Below are 21,208 nucleotides of genomic sequence, written 5' to 3'. Positions count from 1 at the left end.
GCGGACCCGGCCTACAAAGCCAAAATTTTCAATACGTCATATCAGTTGCCCGATAAGCTTACGCCATCGGGCATTTCAGGCACTGGCTTACTCGCTCTGCGTCGCGCTTTCAATCGTCAGACGGACATCAGAGGTAATCAGATCGGCAAGCATCTGATATATCTTCATCGTTTCTGCCGGTTCGGCATCGCCCGTATCACTGATATAACCCTCATCCCGTAGCGTCAACACGAGTGAACTGAACACCGCTTTGTCGAAAAACTCCGGCGCGTTAATACCGTGTAGGACAGACAGACGTTGCGCCACGGTACGGCTTTCTTTCTCCAGCGTACTGCGGTTGATGGACGGATTGGCGCTCAACAGCCAGAACGTAATGGCATAACGCTGTAGCGTTTCTCGCGCGCCTGCCGCCAGCAGTTGCAGCGTACGGGAATGCGTCGGGTTGATATGCAGTTCATCATCCTGCAGGGTAATTAGCCCCTGACGCTGCATTTCACTGGCCAGCGCGTCGATGACCGAGGCTAACTCCTCGCGCTCCCAGCGCAGGAACAGCTCCGCTTTTAACATCGGATAGAGCGCTTCAACATGCTGCTGCAACGCATCACGCGAAATGCGACGATGCTGGGTGATAATCGCCGCCATCAGCGAAGGCATAATCAACATATGCGCGATATTGTTACGATAGTAGGTCATCAACACCGCCTGCTCGCGCGGCAGGATGATGATATCGCCAATGGTGTCTTTCTCGACCTCAAACTTATTCATCTGCAGCGCGTGAGCGATGAGCTCGCCAGCGCTGGCGGCAGGAACGGTTGAGTCTGTGGAATAAGGGACATTGCGCATCAGATCGAGATAGCAATCAAGCTGCTCGGTGAGCTGCTCGCGGGTGAGCGAGCGCTGACGCGACGCTAACAGCGCGGTACAACACAGGTTCATCGCGTTTGCCGCGCCAGCGTTGTTAATACGCACCATCAGATCGGCGGCAATACTATTTACCGTCGGCGTCAGCCAGGCTGGGCGTATGGCCTCTATAGGGTCGATAGATTCGCGCCACTCCGGCACATGCTGGTTCAGGTACGTCATGAGCGGCATCGGTTCGCCAAAGTTAACGTAGCCCTGACCCAGATTGCGCAGCTTGCTCAAGCCCTTCAGCATTTGCGGCAGGCTCTCTTTCTCTTTTGTCGCGCCGCGCAGCTCTTTCGCATAGGTGCCCACTTCCATGACGTGCTCATAGCCGATGTAAATAGGCACTAACGTAATTGGACGGGTACCGCCGCGCAGCATCGCCTGGATAGTCATCGACAGGGTGCCGGTTTTCGGGTCTAACAAACGTCCGGTACGCGAACGTCCTCCTTCGACAAAATACTCTACGGAGTAGCCGCGGCTGAACAGCTCGCCCAGGTATTCGCGAAAGACGGTGGAATAGAGTTTATTCCCCTTAAAGGTGCGACGAATAAAGAACGCGCCCAGACGACGGAAAATCGGGCCAGCGGGCCAGAAATTAAGGTTAATACCGGCGGCAATGTGCGGCGGAACCAGTCCCTGATGGTACAGCACATAAGAAAGGAGCAAGTAGTCCATATGGCTGCGATGACAGGGCACATAGACGATTTCATGCCCGTCGTGCGCCAGTTGGCGTACGCGCTCGGCGTTATGCACGTTAATCCCCTGGTACAGTCGGTTCCAGGTAAACCCCAAAATCCTGTCGGTCAAACGAATCATCTCGTAAGAGAAGTTCGCCGCGATCTCTTCCATCAGCGCAATGGCGTTTTGCTGCGCTTTTTCATGAGAGATTTTCTTACTACGCGCTTCGTCTTCTACCGCGCGGGCGATCGCTTTCGAGGCCAGCAGTTTGTTAAACAGATCCTGACGGGCGGGCAGGCGTGGGCCAACCGCCGCCAGGCGCTGGCGAGCAAAGTGCATACGCGCCACGCGAGCCAGCTTCTGCGCGATGATTTTATCGGTGCCGTGTTCATCAGCCATGCGACGCAATGAGACGGACGGCGAGAATCGGACAAAGCTATCGCGGCCCAGCCAGGAGATGGCAAAGAATTTCTGTACGCCGTTCAGCATGCGTAAAGGCGGGTTCTCTTCTCCCTTTTCACGACCCGGCGCGCGGCCAAACATCACGGAAACGGGCACCATCTGCACGTCCAAAGCCGGATTACTCCGATGCAGATCGAGATAATCGTGAAAAAGTTTCACCGACTCTTCTTTTGGCGTGTAATAGGTAAAGACACGCGGTCCGCCGTGAATAAATACATAGCGTGGCAGCAGCGCGCCGTCGATCTCCAGCGGCTCCAGCGGATCCGGGAGATCGTGCGCCAGACATTGCGCCCGCAGCGTCAGTAAGTCCGCTTTTGAGTTGTATGGCAAGACATACATAATGGGGCGAGAAGTATCGAGCCCCAATTCCTGGGCGGGTTCCGCCGGAATAGACTTGCTTTTTACCAGTATGCTTAATGGTAAATTCAGTAATTTGTAGTAAATTCGTGGCCAGCCGGACATAAACGATGTAAAGCCTCTGGTTAATAATGCAAATGCGGTGCAAGGATATCAGAAAGTTTAGCGAATTTCTGTTGTATCCCGTCATACTTCGCGCTGCGTTACGGCAGTCCGAATCGTGCAGGGCAACCGTATAATGTCATTGACGTTAATAATGTAAAAAGGTTCTTTTGATGGCCAATAATACCACTGGATTCACCAGAATTATCAAAGCGGCAGGATATTCCTGGAAAGGATTTCGCGCCGCATGGACTCACGAAGCGGCGTTTCGCCAGGAAAGTATCGCGGTATTGCTGGGCGTCATCATCGCCTGCTGGCTGGATGTGGATGCGATTACCCGTGTGTTATTGATAGGTTCCGTTTTACTTATCATGATTGTTGAAATCCTCAACAGCGCTATTGAAGCGGTCGTGGACCGCATCGGTTCTGAATACCATGAGCTTTCCGGCCGTGCGAAAGATATGGGATCGGCTGCGGTGCTACTGTCTATTTTCGTTGCCCTGATGACCTGGGGCATCCTGTTATGGTCACATTTTCGATAAAGGTTCCAAATTTTATAAATCTCTTGTTTTTTGCGCCGTTTGTGGTTCCAAAATCACCTTTAACTGTATATACTCACAGCATGACTGTATATACACCCAGGGGGCGGAATGAAAGCGTTAACGGCCAGGCAACAAGAGGTGTTTGATCTCATCCGGGATCACATCAGCCAGACAGGTATGCCACCGACGCGTGCGGAAATCGCGCAGCGTTTGGGGTTCCGTTCCCCAAACGCTGCGGAAGAACACCTTAAAGCGCTGGCGCGCAAAGGGGTGCTTGAAATCGTTTCCGGCGCATCGCGAGGTATCCGTCTGTTACAGGAAGAAGAGGACGGATTACCGCTTGTCGGGCGTGTCGCGGCGGGTGAACCGCTTCTGGCGCAGCAGCATATTGAAGGCCATTACCAGGTCGATCCTTCACTGTTCAAACCCAGCGCCGATTTCCTGCTGCGCGTGAGCGGTATGTCGATGAAAGACATCGGTATTATGGATGGGGATTTGCTGGCGGTACATAAAACGCAGGACGTCCGTAATGGCCAGGTGGTTGTCGCTCGCATTGACGATGAAGTGACAGTAAAACGCCTGAAAAAGCAGGGCAATAAAGTGGAGTTGCTGCCGGAAAACAGTGAGTTTACACCGATAGTGGTGGATCTGCGCGAACAAAGCTTTACGATTGAAGGGCTGGCGGTAGGCGTCATTCGCAACGGGGAATGGTTGTAATCTCTTTTTAATCTCCTTGTAAGCCGTCATCCGGCAATCGTGCAGCCTGATGGCGCTGCGCTTATCAGGCCTACGGGAATGCAGTTCCTGAGATGATTAATTTGTAGGCCGGATAAGGCGTTACGTCGCCATCCGGCAATGCGCTCGTTTCGTTTAACTCCTTGTCAGGCTTTTCTCCATGCCGCTTTTTACCTCCTCTGATAAAGCTCTCTGGCGTCTCGCGCTGCCGATGATTTTTTCTAACATCACCGTCCCCTTACTGGGGCTGGTCGATACGGCGGTGATTGGTCATCTGGACAGCCCGGTTTTCCTGGGCGGCGTGGCGGTGGGCGCGACTGCCACCAGCTTTCTTTTCATGCTGTTGCTATTTCTACGTATGAGCACCACCGGCCTAACGGCGCAGGCATTTGGCGCCAAAAATCCGCAGGCGTTAGCCCGGGCGCTCATTCAACCGTTATTGCTGGCACTGGGCGCAGGCGTGATGATTGTGCTATTTCGCACGCCGCTTATCGAGCTGGCTTTACATATTGTCGGCGGGAACGACGCTGTCCTGGTGCAGGCGAGACGCTTCCTTGAAATTCGTTGGCTAAGCGCTCCCGCGTCACTGGCGAATCTGGTACTGCTCGGTTGGCTGTTAGGCGTTCAGTATGCGCGGGCGCCGGTTATCTTGTTGGTCGTGGGCAATATCCTCAACATCGCGCTCGACCTGTGGCTGGTGATGGGGCTTCATATGAACGTGCAGGGTGCCGCCCTGGCGACGGTCATCGCAGAATATGCCACATTACTGATCGGCCTCATGATGGTACGTAAAGTTCTCCATCTCCGCGGTGTGTCGCTGGATATGCTAAAACAGGCCTGGCGCGGCAACGTGCGCCGCCTTTTGGCGCTCAATCGCGATATCATGCTGCGCTCATTGCTCCTTCAGCTTTGTTTTGGTGCAATCACGGTGTCAGGCGCGCGGCTGGGCAGCGATATTATCGCGGTAAATGCAGTCCTGATGACCTTACTCACCTTTACGGCCTATGCGCTGGACGGTTTTGCTTATGCGGTGGAGGCGCACTCCGGTCAGGCTTACGGCGCGCGTGACGGTAGCAAGCTACTGGACGTCTGGCGAGCGGCGTGTCGTCAGTCAGGAATTGTGGCCTTGTTGTTTTCCACAGTCTATGCCCTGGCAGGCGAACATATTGTCGCGTTACTGACCTCATTGCCGCAAATACAGCTACTGGCGGATCGGTATCTTATCTGGCAGGTGGTATTACCGCTGGTGGGCGTATGGTGCTATCTGCTCGACGGTATGTTTATTGGCGCGACGCGCGCCGCCGAAATGCGCAATAGCATGGCAGTCGCCGCGGGAGGATTTGCGCTGACGCTCTTCGCCCTGCCGGTATTAGGAAATCATGGTTTATGGCTGGCATTAACCGTGTTCCTGGCGCTTCGCGGTCTGTCGTTGAGCCTTATCTGGCGTCGTCACTGGCGCGAGGGTACATGGTTTGCCAGATCGTGACGGTTAAAAATTCTGAATATAAAACCGAAGGCCGAATTCCTGCCTACAATTATTATCACGTCCAGCAGAAATTGCAGTGCATTTGGGCGAATAACACCTGCTATTCCTAACCGAATGATGAGGACAAGATGATGAATAAAGACGAAGCCGGCGGTAACTGGAAACAGTTTAAAGGTAAAATGAAAGAACAATGGGGCAAACTGACCGATGACGATATGACCGTTATCGAAGGTAAACGCGACCAATTGGTAGGTAAAATCCAGGAGCGTTACGGTTACCAGAAAGATCAGGCGGAAAAAGAGGTTGTTGACTGGGAAACCCGTAACAACTATCGCTGGTAATATGTTTTCCCCTACCAGGAGTACATGGATGTGCTTCCCACTGTTTGCTTATGAATGCGGGCGTGCCCCTCTCTACTGCCGCCCGTTTTTCCGTTCAGGCTAACGCGGTTTTTTCTTCACCAGCACCGAGTGATCGTGACCACAGTCGCCCGGATGGCGACACGCTTCCACTTCTACGCACGCAGGGCACAGACCGTGCGCCTCAATAACGTTATGTCGTAGCGCAAAGCCCATTTTAGCCGCCAGCGTATGCATGATGTCTTCCACGCCCTCGGCACACTCTTCCTTCACCACGCCGCAACGATCGCAGATAAACATGGCCGAGCTGTGCGTTGGCTGGTCGAACAGGTGGCAAACCACGTAACTATTGGTGGATTCCACTTTATGGACAAAACCCTGTTCAAGCAAAAAATCTAGCGCGCGGTAGATGGTGGGCGGTTTGGCCTGTGGTTCCGTTTCGCGCAGCAAATCGAGCAAATCGTATGCGCTGATTGCACCCTGCTGCAGACTCATCAGGCGCAGCACTTCGAGGCGCTGAGGCGTCAGGCGCACGTTGCGCTGCGCGCAGAGTTTTTCAGCTTGCGCCAGTAACTCTTGCGTTGTGGTCTTTTCCATGTAGCACCTCGAATGGCATGAAAGTCTAATCCGCTACTTTACCACGAGCTGCTTAAAACTCTGAAATTACCCCGCGACAATATATCGCCTGCTAAGCTTTTCCGCGCCAGTATTCTCATCTATACATAATGAGGGTCGATATTATAACAACAGGATTTAACATCACTATTTCACAGCAATGGTTCGCCTCTGTCCGGTAAAGCGTGGCGGAGGGATTACTTCACCTGATAATAAGATGGGCTAACTGTGAACAAAAACGTCAAACTTTCACTGATTGCTATCGCGGTCTCGCTTTTTATGGCAAAGCAGGCGAGCGCCGCCAATACCTGGACGGAAGCGCGTAATGACGCAATGGGCGGGACGGGCGTCGCGTCCGCGAATTATGGCAGCGGAGTACTATTAAATCCGGCGTTACTGGCAAAAGCCAAACCGGAAGACAATATCACTGTTGTCCTTCCTGCGGTCGGCGTCCAGATTACGGATAAAGACAATCTCCAGGATGAAATTGACGATATCAGCGATAAAGTGGATTACTACGATGAGGTCGTCGATAACCTTACGCTGGGGCAAATTCTGCTCAATCCGCGAGGCGTGCTGAATCAATTTCAGGGCGCCGCGCGCGACCTGGCCGATGAGCTGGAATATCTCAACGGAAAAACCGCCCGCGCCAATGCCGGCGCCGGGTTGGCGGTAAGTATTCCAGGGCAAACGCTTTCCGTGGCGTTTATCGCCAAAGGTTATGCGCATGGGCGCGTGAGTTCGTCCATTGATCAGAACGATATTCAGTATCTGCGCGATATCCAGCATGATGAACGTGTCGCGCTTCGTGAAGCAGGACGCGCTGCTTTGCTGGGGTCTGACGAAATTACAAAGCATTTAAACTCTACCGCGTCGGGGCGGGTAGCGATTGTATCTGACTACGGTATTGCGCTGGCGAAGCAGTTTGTGGTGGGCGAGGTGCCTGTTTCCATTGGCGTTACGCCAAAACTGCAAAAAACCTGGCTCTATAACTACACCACCTCAATTTATAACTACGACAGTAGCGACTGGAATAGCAGCCGTTATCGCAATGACGATACGGGTTTTAACATTGATGCGGGGCTTGCTGCCGATATCGGTGAAAACTGGACGCTGGGGCTGAGCGGGCAAAATCTGGTATCTCGCGATATCGATACGAAAGATATTTACATCACTAATGGTATGACGGGAGAAACCACCAACTACAAAGATACATACCAAATCCGCCCCCTGGTTACCGCGGGCGTCGCATGGCATAACGATTTGCTGACCGTAAGCGCCGATGGCGATCTGACGGAAACGAAAGGATTTAAGAGCGAAGACAATTCACAGTACGTGGGTGTCGGCGCTGAAGTTCGACCGTTGTCATGGCTGGCGGTGCGCGCAGGGTATCGTGCGGATGTGAAAAATAACGATAGCAATGTGGTTACCGGCGGTCTTGGCTTTGCGCCCTTTAACCGCGTGCATCTCGACTTAATGGGACTGTACGGCGAAGATGAAACCTGGGGGGCTGGCGCGCAGCTTACGATGACATTCTGAGGCGTTTTCACCGGAGGCGCTACGCCTCCGGTTTAGCGTTATGCTATAGTGACGCCCCTTTTTTAACCGGATGCTTATTTATTCGCCATGCAGCCTGAAACCCAGTCCTCCGCTTTACCTGCTTATCGCTTCTCCATCGCGCCTATGCTCGACTGGACGGACAGACATTGCCGCTATTTCCTGCGTTTGCTGTCTCGCCAGACGCTGCTCTACACCGAAATGGTGACCACGGGCGCGATTATTCACGGTAAGGGTGACTATCTGGCTTACAGCGAAGAAGAGCATCCGGTCGCTCTACAGCTTGGTGGAAGCGATCCGGCTCAGCTTGCGCATTGTGCAAAGCTGGCGGAAGCGCGTGGCTACGATGAAATTAACCTCAACGTAGGGTGCCCCTCCGATCGCGTGCAAAACGGTATGTTTGGCGCCTGTTTGATGGGTAATGCGCAACTGGTCGCCGATTGTGTTAAAGCCATGCGTGATGTCGTCTCGATTCCGGTGACGGTAAAAACCCGCATTGGTATTGACGATCAGGACAGTTATGCGTTTCTGTGTGATTTCATTAATACGGTTTCCGGTCAGGGCGAATGCGAGATGTTTATTATCCATGCGCGCAAAGCCTGGCTTTCTGGCTTAAGCCCGAAAGAAAATCGTGAGATCCCGCCGCTGGATTACCCGCGCGTCTATCAGCTAAAGCGGGATTTTCCGCACCTGACCATGTCCATTAACGGCGGCATCAAATCTCTGGAAGAGGCGAAGGAGCACCTGCGCCATATGGATGGCGTCATGGTTGGCCGCGAAGCTTATCAGAATCCGGGTATACTGGCAGCGGTGGATCGGGAGATCTTTGGCGCCGATACCACCGATGCCGACCCGGTTGCGGTGGTTCGCGCGATGTATCCCTATATTGAGCGTGAATTGAGCCAGGGAGCGTATCTGGGGCATATCACTCGCCATATGCTGGGGTTGTTCCAGGGCATCCCCGGCGCGCGGCAGTGGCGTCGCTATCTGAGCGAAAACGCCCATAAAGCTGGCGCGGATGTTGCTGTACTGGAGCAGGCGCTAAAACTGGTGGCAGACAAGCGTTAAAAGTTCGCCAAAAATTAGTCAATCTCACCACGCTCTGTGCAGTTTTGCAGGGCATTTTCTTTATATATCAAAAATATAAATATTGGCATGATTTTTGTAATAGCTTACCTGACCAGACCCGGTAAGCGCCATGCCGCCGGGCAATGCCATCTTTATGGGGAACGACTATGCTGGAACTACTTTTTGTGCTTGGCTTTTTTCTGATGTTAATGGTGACGGGCGTCTCCTTGCTGGGTATTCTGGCCGCGCTGGTTGTAGCGACTGCCGTCATGTTCCTGGGCGGAATGTTCGCCCTGATGATCAAGCTGTTACCGTGGCTACTGCTGGCGGTGGCTGTGGTGTGGGTGATCAAAGCAGTAAAAACGCCAAAAATCCCACAGTATCAGCGCAATAACCGTCGGTTTTACTAAGGTATTGAGCGGTTCGTCACAACCTGGAACTTTGCCCTCACAGGCAAATAGGAATCGATTATTAAATCTGTCATGATTGCGCAGGTAACGAATTCATCGCGCTGTACCCTACATACAGCCGAACAAAAAAAGAAAGGGCTTCCCGGGTGGAAGCCCAATTTCTTTGCAGAGCTATTACGGAATCAGCAGGCTTGAGCCCTGTGTGGCCCGGCTTTCCAGCACCTCATGCGCGCGACGGGCATCTTTTAACGCATAGCGTTGATTTTCAGCCACATCGACTTTAATCACGCCGCTGGCGATCAATGAGAACAATTCATTGCTGGCTTCGGTCAGTTCTTCACGCGTCGTAATATACCCCTGTAGTGAAGGTCGCGTGGCATACAGGGAACCTTTCTGATTCAGAATACCTAAATTCACGCCGGTGACGGGGCCGGACGCATTGCCGAAACTGACCATCAGTCCCCGACGTTGCAGGCAGTCCAGTGAGGCTTCCCAGGTATCTTTCCCCACGGAGTCATAGACCACGCGGACTTTTTTGCCGCCGGTGATCTCTTTTACCCGTTCTACAATGCTCTCCTCACGGTAATTAATTACCTGCCAGGCGCCGGCGTCCAGCGCCCGCTGCGCTTTTTGCGCGCTACCGACGGTACCGATAAGCTTCGCGCCCAGCGCTTTCGCCCATTGGCAGGCGATCAGACCGACGCCGCCCGCAGCGGCATGAAACAGGAAGGGTTCGTCGGGTTTCACTTCATAGGTTTTGCGCAACAGGTAAAAAACGGTCAATCCCTTGAGAAAAGAGGCTGCCGCCTGTTCGAAGGAAATGGCGTCAGGTAAAATCGCGGCTTTATCTGCGGGGACGTTATGGACAGAACTGTAAGCGCCGAGCGTTGACTGCGCGTAGACGACGCGATCGCCGACGCGAATGTGCTCCACGCCGTTGCCGACTTTACTGACCACACCCGCAGCTTCGGTTCCCAGGCCCGCAGGCAACGACGGGGGCGGATAGAGTCCGCTACGGATATAGGTGTCGATGAAGTTGATACCAATGGCTTTGTTCTCAACCTGGATTTCGTGTTCCGCCGGTTCCGTTGGCGTAAACTCCACGGTCTGAAGCACTTCCGGACCACCATGCTTGTGAAATTCAATACGCGTTGCCATGCTTCCTCCAAAAGAAATGTGGTAATCTTTCGACCCAATCACTATCTCGGTAACTCCATTCACTATGGCAGGAAATAAACCCTTCAACAAACCACAGACTGATGCCCGCGACCGCGATCCGCAGGTTGCCGGGATAAAAGTGCCGCCGCACTCGATTGAAGCGGAACAGTCGGTGTTGGGCGGTTTAATGCTGGATAACGAGCGCTGGGACGATGTGGCCGAGCGCGTGGTGGCGGAAGATTTCTATACCCGTCCGCATCGCCATATCTTTACGGAGATGGGGCGCTTGCAGGAAAGCGGCAGTCCTATCGACCTGATTACGCTCGCGGAATCGCTGGAGCGGCAGGGCCAACTGGACAGCGTCGGCGGTTTCGCCTATCTGGCGGAGTTGTCTAAAAACACGCCAAGCGCGGCGAATATCAGTGCTTATGCGGACATTGTGCGCGAACGCGCCGTGGTCCGCGATATGATCGCGGTGGCGCATGAAATTGCGGACGCTGGTTACGATCCACAGGGGCGTAATAGCGACGAACTGCTGGATCTGGCGGAGTCGCGCGTCTTCCAGATCGCGGAAAACCGGGCCAACAAAGACGAAGGTCCGAAAAGCATCGACCAGATTCTCGACGCTACCGTGGCGCGTATTGAGCAGTTGTTCCAGCAACCGCACGATGGCGTTACAGGCGTGGATACCGGCTATCAGGATCTCAATAAAAAGACGGCAGGGTTACAGCGTTCGGATTTGATTATCGTCGCGGCACGTCCCTCCATGGGTAAAACCACTTTTGCGATGAACCTCTGCGAAAATGCGGCGATGTTGCAGGATAAGCCAGTACTGATCTTTAGTCTGGAGATGCCCGGCGAACAGATCATGATGCGTATGCTGGCCTCGCTGTCCCGCGTCGATCAGACACGTATTCGTACCGGTCAACTCGATGATGAAGACTGGGCGCGAATCTCCGGCACGATGGGCATTCTGCTGGAGAAACGCAATATGTATATTGACGACTCCTCAGGTCTTACGCCGACAGAAGTCCGTTCGCGCGCGCGGCGTATTTTCCGCGAACATGGCGGGTTAAGTCTGATTATGATCGACTACCTGCAATTGATGCGTGTGCCGTCGCTTTCTGATAACCGTACTCTGGAAATCGCCGAAATTTCCCGCTCGTTGAAAGCGCTGGCGAAGGAACTCCAGGTGCCAGTCGTGGCGCTATCGCAGCTTAACCGCTCCCTGGAACAACGCGCGGATAAACGTCCGGTGAACTCCGACCTGCGTGAATCCGGCTCTATTGAACAGGATGCCGACTTAATTATGTTTATCTACCGTGATGAGGTTTATCACGAGAACAGCGACTTAAAAGGCATTGCTGAAATTATTATTGGTAAGCAACGTAACGGTCCTATCGGTACGGTTCGTCTGACGTTCAATGGTCAGTGGTCGCGCTTCGATAACTATGCGGGACCGCAATACGATGATGAGTAACTCTCCGTCATTCTGTTAACAAGGAATTCAAATGCAAGCGGCAACAGTCGTCATTAACCGCCGCGCTCTGCGACACAACCTGCAACGTCTGCGTGAACTGGCGCCTGCCAGTAAGCTGGTTGCGGTGGTGAAAGCGAACGCTTATGGACACGGTCTTCTGGAGACCGCGCGAACGCTCCCTGATGCTGACGCTTTTGGCGTGGCGCGTCTTGAAGAGGCTCTACGTCTGCGAGCGGGCGGGATCACGCAGCCTATCCTGCTGCTGGAGGGTTTTTTCGACGCCGCCGATCTGCCGACCATTTCCGCGCAATGTCTGCATACCGCCGTACATAATCAGGAGCAGCTTGCCGCCCTGGAGGCGGTGGAGCTGGCGGAGCCAGTAACGGTCTGGATGAAACTGGATACCGGTATGCATCGTCTCGGCGTGCGTCCCGAAGAGGCGGAGGCGTTCTACCAGCGTCTGACGCACTGTAAAAATGTACGCCAGCCGGTGAATATCGTCAGCCATTTTGCCCGTGCGGATGAGCCGGAATGCGGCGCTACCGAACATCAGCTCGACATTTTTAATGCCTTCTGTCAGGGTAAACCCGGTCAGCGCTCTATTGCCGCGTCTGGCGGTATTCTGCTGTGGCCGCAGTCTCACTTTGACTGGGCGCGTCCGGGCATCATTTTGTATGGCGTATCGCCGCTGGAACACAAACCCTGGGGGCCGGATTTTGGTTTTCAGCCGGTGATGTCTTTAACCTCCAGTTTGATCGCGGTGCGTGACCACAAAGCGGGCGAACCGGTGGGCTACGGCGGGACATGGGTGAGTGAGCGCGACACGCGCCTGGGCGTGGTGGCTATGGGTTATGGCGATGGCTACCCACGAGCGGCGCCTTCCGGTACGCCAGTGCTGGTCAATGGTCGTGAAGTCCCGATTGTCGGGCGGGTGGCGATGGATATGATTTGCGTGGATTTGGGGCCAAACGCGCAGGATAACGCGGGCGATCCGGTGGTCTTATGGGGCGAAGGTCTGCCGGTTGAACGTATCGCTGAAATGACAAAAGTAAGTGCTTACGAACTTATCACGCGCCTGACTTCAAGGGTGGCGATGAAGTATATTGATTAAATACGCGGCAGGCCGGGTGGCGCTTGCGCTTATCCGGCTTGTCTCGCGCATTGGCTGTAGGCCGGATAAGACGTTCACGCCGCCATCCGGCAATATGCGCATCCACCACAACATCCTCTCGATCTTCTCGTCCTTCCGGTTTATTGTGTTATTTCCTGCCCTCTGTAAACCTGGAGAACCATCGCGTGTTTCAAAAAGTTGACGCCTATGCCGGCGATCCGATTCTTTCACTGATGGAGCGTTTTAAAGACGACTCCCGTCACGACAAAGTAAATCTGAGCATTGGCCTGTATTACAACGAAGACGGGATTATCCCACAGCTCAAAACGGTGGCCGAAGCCGAAGCCCGGCTTAACGCGCAGCCGCATGGCGCTTCGCTGTACCTGCCGATGGAAGGACTCAATACTTATCGCCATACTATCGCGCCTTTGCTCTTTGGCGCCGATCACCCGGTTCTTCAGCAACAGCGCGTGGCTACTATCCAGACATTAGGCGGTTCCGGCGCGCTGAAAGTGGGCGCGGATTTCCTGAAGCGTTATTTCCCCGACGCAGGCGTATGGGTGAGCGACCCCACCTGGGAAAACCATATTGCGATATTTGCCGGGGCAGGATTCGAAGTGAGTACTTACCCCTGGTATGACGACGCGACTAACGGCATCCGTTTTAACGATCTGCTGACCACGCTGAATACGTTACCTGCGCGCAGTATCGTGCTGCTGCACCCCTGTTGTCACAACCCGACCGGGGCGGATTTAACGCCTTCGCAATGGGATGCGGTGATTGAGATAGTGAAAGCGCGCGATCTGATTCCGTTCCTTGATATTGCCTATCAGGGGTTTGGCGCAGGCATGGACGAGGATGCTTACGCTATTCGCGCCATTGCCAGCGCCGGGTTACCTGCGTTAGTCAGTAATTCTTTTTCGAAGATTTTCTCGCTGTACGGCGAGCGCGTCGGCGGCCTGTCCGTGGTGTGTGAAGATGCCGAAATCGCCGCGCGGGTTCTGGGACAGCTAAAAGCGACGGTGCGCCGAATTTACTCCAGTCCGCCGTGTTTCGGCGCTCAGGTGGTCGCTACGGTCCTGGGCGATGAGGCGTTAAAAGCGAGCTGGCTGGCGGAAGTCGACGCGATGCGTAACCGCATTATATCGATGCGCCAGACGCTGGTGAAGGAGCTGAAGGCGGAGATGCCTGACCGCAACTTTGATTACTTGTTACAGCAGCGCGGTATGTTCAGCTATACCGGGTTAAGCGAGGAGCAGGTCGAGCGGTTGCGCGATGAGTTTGGCGTTTACCTGATTGCCAGTGGCCGCATGTGTGTCGCCGGGCTTAATGCTTCAAATGTACACCGCGTGGCGAAGGCATTTGCCGCTGTCATGTAATATTCAGGCCGGACGGCGATAACATTGCCCTCCGGTCTGACAATAGCTGTTGTGATCATCCTCTTTTTTCGTAACAAAACCGCAGATAATCCTTCCTTTTGACCGTTACTGGCGTTATGGTCAGATAGTTTTTTGAGCAAAGACTCATCTTAATAACTATAATATTCTGAATTTTAAGGGAAAAGCATGAAAAAAATAACCCTGGCGCTGAGTGCCGTCTGTTTGTTGTTTACGCTAAACCATTCCGCGAATGCGTTAGTATCTTCCCCTTCGACGCTCAATCCGGGCACTAACGTTGCAAAACTCGCGGAACAAGCGCCTGTCCATTGGGTCTCTGTCGCCCAGATTGAAAACAGCCTCACCGGACGCCCGCCGATGGCGGTCGGCTTTGATATTGACGACACCGTGTTATTTTCCAGCCCCGGATTCTGGCGCGGAAAGAAAACCTACTCCCCGGACAGCGACGATTATCTGAAAAATCCGGCCTTTTGGGAAAAAATGAACAACGGCTGGGATGAGTTCAGTATTCCAAAAGAAGTGGCCCGACAGCTCATTGATATGCATGTTCGTCGTGGCGACAGTATTTACTTTGTCACTGGTCGTAGTCAGACGAAAACGGAAACCGTGTCGAAAACGCTGGCGGATAACTTCCATATTCCGGCGGCGAATATGAATCCGGTGATTTTCGCCGGCGATAAACCGGGACAAAATACGAAAGTTCAGTGGCTGCAGGAGAAGAACATGCGTATCTTCTACGGCGATTCGGATAACGATATTACTGCGGCTCGTGATTGTGGTATCCGCGGTATTCGCATCCTGCGCGCGGCTAACTCCACCTACAAACCGCTGCCGCAGGCAGGAGCGTTTGGCGAGGAAGTCATTGTCAACTCGGAGTACTAAAAATCAGGAGAGCGACAGGCTCTCCTTTTTTGCATGATTTTTGCACAAACTTGCCCCGCTGGCTTTTACCTTTTCCAGACTTGCTGCACACTATTCAGGAGACGTTTGTTTTTAGGAAGGAGCAGCCTATGTGGTATCAGCGCACCATTACACTGAGCGAGAAGCCGCGCGGGTTTCATCTGATAACAGATGAAATTATCGATAAATTGTCTGGCTTACCGCCTGTCGAAACGGGTTTGCTGCATCTGTTGTTACTACATACCTCGGCCTCGCTGACGTTAAACGAAAACTGCGATCCCACCGTGCGCGCTGATATGGAGCGCCATTTCCTGAAAACCGTTCCCGATAATGCGGCGTATGAACATGATTACGAAGGCGCAGATGACATGCCTTCGCATATTAAGTCGTCAGTATTGGGCGTCTCGTTGCTGCTGCCTGTACGCCAGGGGCGTTTACAGTTAGGAACATGGCAAGGTATCTGGTTGGGAGAGCACCGTATTCACGGCGGTCCACGTAAAATCATCGCGACACTACAAGGGGAATGATAATGACCATTTCGGAATTACTGCAATACTGCATGGCAAAACCTGGCGCAGAGCAGAGCGTCCACAGCGACTGGAAAGCGACGCAAATTAAAGTGGAAGATGTACTTTTCGCGATGGTAAAAGAAGTTGAAGGACGCCCGGCAGCCTCTCTCAAAACCAGCCCGGAACTGGCAGAGTTGTTACGTCAGCAGCACAGCGATGTACGACCGAGTCGGCACCTTAATAAAGCGCACTGGAGCACGGTCTATCTGGACGGATCGCTGCCGGATTCACAACTCTATTATCTGGTCGATGCCTCTTATCAACAGGCGGTAAATGCGCTGCCGGAAGATAAACGCAAGCAGTTGCCGCAGTCCTGATTATAGCGCGCCGACCAACAACGCCAGGGCGATATCAATGAGGCGGATGACCGTAGACCGGATACGGCTGTCGAGGGCGATTTGCGCATTATTGGCGCGTAGCCTGGCGAGGTCCCGCTGTCCTTCCAGCAGAATAATCATATCGTCGTCGTCCAGCCAGCCGCGAGCATGTTCCTGAAGCGCGCGGGCGATAAACGCAGCGGACTCGCGTATACCGTCGTCGCTGTCTTCTCTTGCCTGCTTATACGCCTGGATAAACTCGGCAATCGCCGAGGAGGCTACAGGATGTTCGGCCCGGGCGGTGGTCATCAGGTTATGTATTTCGTTAATAGACGCCATTTTCTTCTCCCTGAGTACAGCGGGCGCCCCAATGCAGACACTCACCCTGTATGGCTAATTTCCAGACCTGATTATTTTGCTGTTGGTATCTCTCAGCCTGGATGTAAGTAAGTGGTTGCTTACGTTGCATAACCCGCGCATAAAGACGCAAATAGTGATTTTTCAGCAGCGCCAGATTATCGAGTCGGTGTTTATCCCCACCTTGACGGGCGACCCGCTCAGCCTGAAAAAATGTCTGGCGGATATCGCGGTCATCCTTGAGCAGTGTCTCTTTTTGCCACGGTATTCGCGCCGCGTCCTGCAGGAAGCGGGTTGAGCGCGCTTGTAATAGCGTCAGTTGTTGAAAAGCCACGGCGCTAAAGCGGTCAGGCAGTGTACAGGCGGATAAAAACAGGCACAGCAGTAGTGTGATTGCGTAGGGCAACTTCATGGTGTTTTCCATAACAGACCGTTTGCGCTATCACATGTCAGAGCGAGGCGGCACGCAAATCACAAATGCTCAACACGGATACAATGAGGTGGGATGAGGAAAAATGATGCCGCTTCCCGGCGAATCGGAAAGCGGCGTGAAGGTTATTTGAGCATAGGTTTAAGGAAGCGGGCGGTATGCGACGCCTCGCACTCCGCCACGGTTTCCGGCGTACCGGAGACGAGAATTTCGCCGCCGCCGCTGCCGCCTTCCGGGCCGAGGTCGACAATCCAGTCCGCCGTTTTAATGACGTCCAGGTTGTGTTCGATCACCACGATGGTATTGCCCTGATCGCGCAACTGATGCAGAACGTCAAGCAACTGCTGAATATCAGCAAAGTGCAGGCCGGTGGTCGGCTCGTCGAGAATATACAGCGTCTGCCCGGTGCCGCGCTTCGACAGTTCGCGCGCCAGCTTCACGCGCTGGGCCTCGCCGCCGGAAAGCGTCGTCGCCGACTGACCAAGACGGATATAGGTCAGCCCCACGTCCATCAGCGTCTGCAGCTTACGCGCCAGCGCCGGAACCGCATCAAAGAACTCACGCGCTTCTTCAATGGTCATATCCAGCACTTCGTGGATGGTCTTGCCTTTGTACTTAATCTCCAGCGTTTCCCGGTTATAGCGCTTGCCTTTGCACTGGTCGCACGGCACGTAAATATCCGGCAGAAAGTGCATTTCGACTTTAATGACGCCATCGCCCTGGCACGCTTCGCAGCGACCGCCGCGCACGTTGAAGCTGAATCGCCCTGGCGTATAGCCGCGCGCGCGAGACTCCGGCACGCCAGCAAAAAGCTCGCGAACCGGGGTAAAGACGCCCGTATAGGTCGCCGGGTTGGAACGCGGGGTGCGCCCGATCGGGCTCTGGTCGATATCGATCACTTTATCGAAATGTTCCAGCCCCTGAATATCCCGATACGGCGCCGGTTCGGCGATAGTCGCCCCGTTTAACTGACGCTGGGCGATGGGGAACAGAGTATCGTTAATCAGCGTTGATTTACCGGAACCCGAGACGCCGGTGATACAGGTAAACAGCCCTACCGGTAGCGTAAGGGTCACATCTTTCAGGTTATTGCCGCGCGCGCCGGTGAGTTTGAGCACTTTTTCTGGATTTGCCGGCACGCGTTGTTTCGGCACTTCAATTTTGCGTTTACCGCTCATGTACTGGCCGGTCAGCGATTCCGGTACCGCCATAATGGCTTCCAGCGGGCCTTCCGCCACCACCTCGCCGCCGTGAACGCCCGCGCCGGGGCCAATATCAATCACATGGTCGGCGGCACGGATGGCGTCTTCATCGTGTTCCACCACAATCACGGTATTGCCAAGATTGCGCAGATGAATCAGCGTACCCAGCAGCCGTTCGTTATCGCGCTGGTGCAGACCGATGGACGGTTCATCCAGCACATACATCACGCCGACTAACCCGGCGCCTATCTGGCTCGCCAGACGAATACGCTGGGCTTCGCCGCCGGAAAGCGTTTCTGCCGAGCGGGAGAGCGTGAGATAGTTCAGGCCGACGTTCACCAGAAACTTGAGGCGATCGCCGATCTCTTTTAGCACTTTTTCGGCGATTTTCGCCCGTTGCCCGGAAAGCTTGAGATTAGTGAAAAAATCCATCGCATGGCCAATGCTCATATCGGAAATAGCAGGCAGCGGCGTATTTTCCACAAATACATGGCGCGCTTCGCGATTCAGTCGCGTTCCTTCACAGCTGGCGCAGGGGCGATTACTGATGAATTTCGCTAGCTCTTCGCGCACCGCGCTGGATTCCGTTTCTTTATAACGGCGCTCCATATTATGCAGCACGCCTTCGAACGGATGGCGGCGCACGGAGGTATCGCCGCGATCGTTCATATATTTAAATTCGATGTTCTCTTTGCCGGAACCGTACAGCACGACTTTGTGTACGTTGGCGCTGAGGCTTGCCCACGGCGCATCCACGTCGAACTTATAGTGTTCCGCCAGCGACTTGAGCATTTGAAAGTAGTAAAAATTGCGACGATCCCAACCACGAATCGCGCCGCCTGCCAGCGACAGGTCGGGATTCTGGATCACGCGGTCCGGATCGAAATATTGCTGAACGCCGAGGCCGTCACAGGTCGGGCAGGCGCCTGCCGGGTTGTTGAACGAGAACAGACGCGGTTCCAGCTCGCGCATACTGTAGCCGCAAATCGGACAGGCAAAATTGGCGGAGAACAGAAGCTCCTCCGCTTTCTCATCGTCCATATCGGCAACAACCGCCGTGCCGCCGGATAATTCCAGCGCCGTTTCGAACGACTCCGCCAGGCGTTGGGAAAGATCGTTGCGAACTTTGAAGCGATCGATCACCACCTCAATAGTATGTTTCTTTTGCAGCTCCAGCTTCGGCGGATCGGAGAGATCGCAGACTTCGCCGTCAATACGGGCGCGAATGTAACCCTGGCTTGCCAGATTTTCCAGCGTTTTGGTGTGTTCGCCTTTACGCTCTTTAATAATCGGCGCCAGCAGCATCAGACGTTTGCCTTCCGGCTGTGACAGCACGTTATCGACCATCTGGCTAACGGTTTGCGCCGCCAGCGGCACGTCATGATCCGGACAACGCGGCTCGCCCACGCGGGCAAACAGCAGGCGCAGGTAGTCGTGGATCTCGGTAATAGTACCCACCGTAGAGCGCGGGTTGTGCGATGTCGATTTCTGTTCAATTGAGATCGCGGGCGATAGCCCCTCAATATGGTCGACATCCGGTTTTTCCATGAGCGACAAAAACTGCCGCGCGTAAGCGGAGAGCGATTCAACGTAACGACGCTGCCCTTCGGCATACAGAGTGTCGAAAGCCAGTGAGGATTTGCCTGAACCCGAAAGCCCGGTCACGACAATCAGTTTGTCGCGGGGGATGACGAGGTTAATATTTTTGAGATTATGGGTGCGGGCGCCCCGAACTTCGATCTTATCCATTCACCTTTCCCGGTAGAGACTCGGATGCCTGGTTTGTTTGAAGGACAAACGGCAGAAACGGCTAATTATGACACAATTTAACCTGTTTGAATATACAGTATTGGAATGCATCTTCAGCTAAAGTATGCAACAATATGAGGTTCGCGCGAGTGACCTGGAACCTGCATCGCAGCTATTAAAATGCTACGTGGAAATGGTACACTCACGCGTTTACACTATTTATGAAACGTATTCAGGAGACTCAATTATGGCCAGCAGAGGCGTAAACAAGGTGATTCTCGTTGGTAATCTGGGCCAGGACCCGGAAGTACGCTATATGCCGAGTGGCGGCGCTGTCGCCAACTTAACGCTGGCTACTTCTGAATCCTGGCGCGATAAGCAGACCGGCGAAATGAAAGAGCAGACTGAATGGCACCGGGTGGTGATGTTCGGCAAACTGGCGGAAGTGGCCGGCGAATATCTGCGTAAAGGTTCTCAGGTGTATATCGAAGGTCAATTGCGTACCCGCAAGTGGACCGATCAGAGTGGCCAGGAACGCTATACGACTGAAATTAACGTTCCGCAGATCGGTGGCGTGATGCAGATGCTGGGTGGTCGCCAGGGCGGCGGCGCACCGGCAGGCGGTCAGCAGCAGGGGGGTTGGGGTCAACCGCAACAACCTCAGCAGCCGCAGGGCGGCAACCAGTTCAGCGGCGGCGCGCAGTCGCGTTCACAGCAATCCGCGCCAGCGCCGTCTAACGAACCGCCAATGGATTTTGACGACGACATTCCGTTCTGATTTTTGGTAAAAAACTCAAAGCGTTATTTGCATTTTCGCTATAGTTCTCGTCTGCTGAAATGCCTGGTGTAAACCAGGCATTTTCTTACCTGGTATTATTGTCTTTGTCTCCCTTTCAAAAAAGAGAAGCGCATATCTTACGGAAAAATGTCGCTTATCGCCTCTGGCCGACTCGCCTCGGCACATCATTATCCAGCCGAAGTTCATAAATGTACTGCAATAACCCGGATTGTCTTAAATATGAAAGAGAAATCTCATCTGCAAAATATATAATTTATAGCCATTTTTTGACAACAAAAAGATATTATAAAATAACGTTAGAGAATGGTCGGTATTATCAATAGTTAATTAAATGTTTGCTTTAGCTTGTGATGAGATCAAATATGATATGTTCATCTTGCTTTATTTTTAATTGCTGAAGATAAACTTGTTACTTATAGCTGGCTTTATATAAAAAATGGTTTTATTTATGTATTTTTTTAC

General features: G+C 53.5%; 21 protein-coding genes. 15 read left to right on the top strand and 6 right to left on the bottom strand.

All coding sequences use genetic code 11. The annotated features are described in order from the left end of the window. Positions 1-87: 87 nt before the first annotated feature. Positions 88-2,508 (bottom strand): glycerol-3-phosphate 1-O-acyltransferase PlsB, encoded by a 2,421-nt coding sequence (gene plsB, locus NA624_RS19790; RefSeq protein WP_000017367.1) that lies wholly within the window; start codon positions 2,506-2,508, stop codon positions 88-90. Between the two features lie 170 nt (positions 2,509-2,678). Here plsB and NA624_RS19785 point away from each other — a divergent pair, with 170 nt between their 5' ends. The 5 genes from NA624_RS19785 (at position 2,679) to NA624_RS19765 (ending at position 5,609) form a co-directional block, all read left to right on the top strand. Further along, positions 2,679-3,047 carry a diacylglycerol kinase gene (locus tag NA624_RS19785; RefSeq protein ID WP_000002900.1) on the top strand — a complete coding sequence of 123 codons (369 nt, stop codon included), beginning with the start codon at positions 2,679-2,681 and terminating at the stop codon, positions 3,045-3,047. Positions 3,048-3,155: 108 nt separating this feature from the next. After that, a complete protein-coding gene (gene lexA, locus NA624_RS19780; protein ID WP_000646079.1) occupies positions 3,156-3,764 on the top strand; it encodes a transcriptional repressor LexA in 609 nt (202 codons plus the stop codon). A 178-nt stretch (positions 3,765-3,942) separates the two neighbouring features. After that, positions 3,943-5,268, top strand: coding sequence for an MATE family efflux transporter DinF (gene dinF, locus NA624_RS19775; RefSeq protein WP_001128113.1), 1,326 nt, complete (start codon positions 3,943-3,945; stop codon positions 5,266-5,268). Continuing rightward, positions 5,265-5,378, top strand: coding sequence for a hypothetical protein (locus NA624_RS19770; protein ID WP_001575282.1), 114 nt, complete (start codon positions 5,265-5,267; stop codon positions 5,376-5,378). The genes dinF and NA624_RS19770 overlap by 4 nt, the downstream gene beginning before the upstream one ends. A gap of 21 nt (positions 5,379-5,399) precedes the next feature. Beyond that, entirely contained in the window at positions 5,400-5,609 is a 210-nt protein-coding gene (locus NA624_RS19765) for a CsbD family protein (RefSeq protein ID WP_001030592.1), read from the top strand. A 99-nt stretch (positions 5,610-5,708) separates the two neighbouring features. On the opposite strand, the gene zur is transcribed toward NA624_RS19765, so the two are convergent. Further along, positions 5,709-6,224, bottom strand: a complete 516-nt coding sequence (zur, locus tag NA624_RS19760; RefSeq protein ID WP_000416271.1) for a zinc uptake transcriptional repressor Zur — start codon at positions 6,222-6,224, stop codon at positions 5,709-5,711. Between the two features lie 246 nt (positions 6,225-6,470). Between zur and NA624_RS19755 the strand changes: the two genes are divergently transcribed. From NA624_RS19755 to pspG, 3 genes are all read left to right on the top strand, one after another. After that, on the top strand, positions 6,471-7,781 hold the full coding sequence (locus tag NA624_RS19755) for a conjugal transfer protein TraF (RefSeq protein WP_001039337.1): 1,311 nt from the start codon (positions 6,471-6,473) through the stop codon (positions 7,779-7,781). Positions 7,782-7,868: 87 nt separating this feature from the next. Continuing rightward, on the top strand, positions 7,869-8,867 hold the full coding sequence (dusA, locus tag NA624_RS19750; RefSeq protein ID WP_001182233.1) for a tRNA dihydrouridine(20/20a) synthase DusA: 999 nt from the start codon (positions 7,869-7,871) through the stop codon (positions 8,865-8,867). A 167-nt stretch (positions 8,868-9,034) separates the two neighbouring features. Next, positions 9,035-9,277 (top strand): envelope stress response protein PspG, encoded by a 243-nt coding sequence (pspG, locus tag NA624_RS19745; RefSeq protein WP_000891414.1) that lies wholly within the window; start codon positions 9,035-9,037, stop codon positions 9,275-9,277. Positions 9,278-9,451: 174 nt separating this feature from the next. On the opposite strand, the gene NA624_RS19740 is transcribed toward pspG, so the two are convergent. Then, positions 9,452-10,435: a quinone oxidoreductase gene (locus NA624_RS19740; protein WP_000235555.1), complete on the bottom strand. Its 984-nt coding sequence runs from the start codon at positions 10,433-10,435 to the stop codon at positions 9,452-9,454. 64 nt (positions 10,436-10,499) lie between these two features. On the opposite strand from NA624_RS19740, the gene dnaB reads away from it, so the two are divergent. The 6 genes from dnaB to NA624_RS19710 all read left to right on the top strand — a co-directional run bounded on the left by dnaB (position 10,500) and on the right by NA624_RS19710 (position 16,209). Then, complete coding sequence (gene dnaB / locus NA624_RS19735) at positions 10,500-11,915, top strand: replicative DNA helicase (RefSeq protein ID WP_000918353.1); 1,416 nt, start codon at positions 10,500-10,502, stop codon at positions 11,913-11,915. Between the two features lie 31 nt (positions 11,916-11,946). Then, a complete protein-coding gene (gene alr / locus NA624_RS19730) occupies positions 11,947-13,026 on the top strand; it encodes an alanine racemase (RefSeq protein ID WP_001147297.1) in 1,080 nt (359 codons plus the stop codon). A 185-nt stretch (positions 13,027-13,211) separates the two neighbouring features. Beyond that, positions 13,212-14,405: an aromatic amino acid transaminase gene (tyrB, locus tag NA624_RS19725; RefSeq protein WP_000486920.1), complete on the top strand. Its 1,194-nt coding sequence runs from the start codon at positions 13,212-13,214 to the stop codon at positions 14,403-14,405. 186 nt (positions 14,406-14,591) lie between these two features. Then, complete coding sequence (gene aphA, locus NA624_RS19720) at positions 14,592-15,305, top strand: acid phosphatase AphA (protein ID WP_000724436.1); 714 nt, start codon at positions 14,592-14,594, stop codon at positions 15,303-15,305. Positions 15,306-15,433: 128 nt separating this feature from the next. After that, positions 15,434-15,850: a secondary thiamine-phosphate synthase enzyme YjbQ gene (locus NA624_RS19715; protein WP_000270392.1), complete on the top strand. Its 417-nt coding sequence runs from the start codon at positions 15,434-15,436 to the stop codon at positions 15,848-15,850. A 2-nt stretch (positions 15,851-15,852) separates the two neighbouring features. Continuing rightward, a complete protein-coding gene (locus NA624_RS19710) occupies positions 15,853-16,209 on the top strand; it encodes an MmcQ/YjbR family DNA-binding protein (protein WP_000155665.1) in 357 nt (118 codons plus the stop codon). Here NA624_RS19710 and NA624_RS19705 read toward each other — a convergent pair whose 3' ends face one another. The 3 genes from NA624_RS19705 to uvrA all read right to left on the bottom strand — a co-directional run bounded on the left by NA624_RS19705 (position 16,210) and on the right by uvrA (position 19,947). Then, positions 16,210-16,548: a hypothetical protein gene (locus NA624_RS19705; RefSeq protein WP_000146586.1), complete on the bottom strand. Its 339-nt coding sequence runs from the start codon at positions 16,546-16,548 to the stop codon at positions 16,210-16,212. Next, positions 16,535-16,990: a hypothetical protein gene (locus NA624_RS19700; protein WP_000432213.1), complete on the bottom strand. Its 456-nt coding sequence runs from the start codon at positions 16,988-16,990 to the stop codon at positions 16,535-16,537. The genes NA624_RS19705 and NA624_RS19700 overlap by 14 nt, the downstream gene beginning before the upstream one ends. Before the next feature lie 131 nt (positions 16,991-17,121). Then, positions 17,122-19,947, bottom strand: coding sequence for an excinuclease ABC subunit UvrA (gene uvrA / locus NA624_RS19695; RefSeq protein ID WP_000357722.1), 2,826 nt, complete (start codon positions 19,945-19,947; stop codon positions 17,122-17,124). A 247-nt stretch (positions 19,948-20,194) separates the two neighbouring features. Here uvrA and ssb1 point away from each other — a divergent pair, with 247 nt between their 5' ends. Next, positions 20,195-20,725 (top strand): single-stranded DNA-binding protein SSB1, encoded by a 531-nt coding sequence (gene ssb1 / locus NA624_RS19690; RefSeq protein WP_000168323.1) that lies wholly within the window; start codon positions 20,195-20,197, stop codon positions 20,723-20,725. Positions 20,726-21,208 lie beyond the last annotated feature (483 nt).

This window comes from Salmonella sp. NW38 (genome assembly GCF_051807745.1).
GTDB classification, from domain to species: Bacteria; Pseudomonadota; Gammaproteobacteria; order Enterobacterales; family Enterobacteriaceae; genus Salmonella; species Salmonella enterica.
This window is presented reverse-complemented; position numbering and strand designations above follow the sequence as displayed.

Excerpts from the sequence above, each read along its gene's own strand:
- plsB (WP_000017367.1), bottom strand. The coding sequence starts at position 2,508 with ATGTCCGGCTGGCCACGAATTTACTACAAATTACTGAATTTACCATTA.
- NA624_RS19785 (WP_000002900.1), top strand. The coding sequence starts at position 2,679 with ATGGCCAATAATACCACTGGATTCACCAGAATTATCAAAGCGGCAGGA.
- lexA (WP_000646079.1), top strand. The coding sequence starts at position 3,156 with ATGAAAGCGTTAACGGCCAGGCAACAAGAGGTGTTTGATCTCATCCGG.
- dinF (WP_001128113.1), top strand. The coding sequence starts at position 3,943 with ATGCCGCTTTTTACCTCCTCTGATAAAGCTCTCTGGCGTCTCGCGCTG.
- NA624_RS19765 (WP_001030592.1), top strand. The coding sequence starts at position 5,400 with ATGAATAAAGACGAAGCCGGCGGTAACTGGAAACAGTTTAAAGGTAAA.
- zur (WP_000416271.1), bottom strand. The coding sequence starts at position 6,224 with ATGGAAAAGACCACAACGCAAGAGTTACTGGCGCAAGCTGAAAAACTC.
- dusA (WP_001182233.1), top strand. The coding sequence starts at position 7,869 with ATGCAGCCTGAAACCCAGTCCTCCGCTTTACCTGCTTATCGCTTCTCC.
- pspG (WP_000891414.1), top strand. The coding sequence starts at position 9,035 with ATGCTGGAACTACTTTTTGTGCTTGGCTTTTTTCTGATGTTAATGGTG.
- NA624_RS19740 (WP_000235555.1), bottom strand. The coding sequence starts at position 10,435 with ATGGCAACGCGTATTGAATTTCACAAGCATGGTGGTCCGGAAGTGCTT.
- dnaB (WP_000918353.1), top strand. The coding sequence starts at position 10,500 with ATGGCAGGAAATAAACCCTTCAACAAACCACAGACTGATGCCCGCGAC.
- alr (WP_001147297.1), top strand. The coding sequence starts at position 11,947 with ATGCAAGCGGCAACAGTCGTCATTAACCGCCGCGCTCTGCGACACAAC.
- aphA (WP_000724436.1), top strand. The coding sequence starts at position 14,592 with ATGAAAAAAATAACCCTGGCGCTGAGTGCCGTCTGTTTGTTGTTTACG.
- NA624_RS19715 (WP_000270392.1), top strand. The coding sequence starts at position 15,434 with ATGTGGTATCAGCGCACCATTACACTGAGCGAGAAGCCGCGCGGGTTT.
- NA624_RS19710 (WP_000155665.1), top strand. The coding sequence starts at position 15,853 with ATGACCATTTCGGAATTACTGCAATACTGCATGGCAAAACCTGGCGCA.
- NA624_RS19705 (WP_000146586.1), bottom strand. The coding sequence starts at position 16,548 with ATGGCGTCTATTAACGAAATACATAACCTGATGACCACCGCCCGGGCC.
- NA624_RS19700 (WP_000432213.1), bottom strand. The coding sequence starts at position 16,990 with ATGGAAAACACCATGAAGTTGCCCTACGCAATCACACTACTGCTGTGC.
- uvrA (WP_000357722.1), bottom strand. The coding sequence starts at position 19,947 with ATGGATAAGATCGAAGTTCGGGGCGCCCGCACCCATAATCTCAAAAAT.
- ssb1 (WP_000168323.1), top strand. The coding sequence starts at position 20,195 with ATGGCCAGCAGAGGCGTAAACAAGGTGATTCTCGTTGGTAATCTGGGC.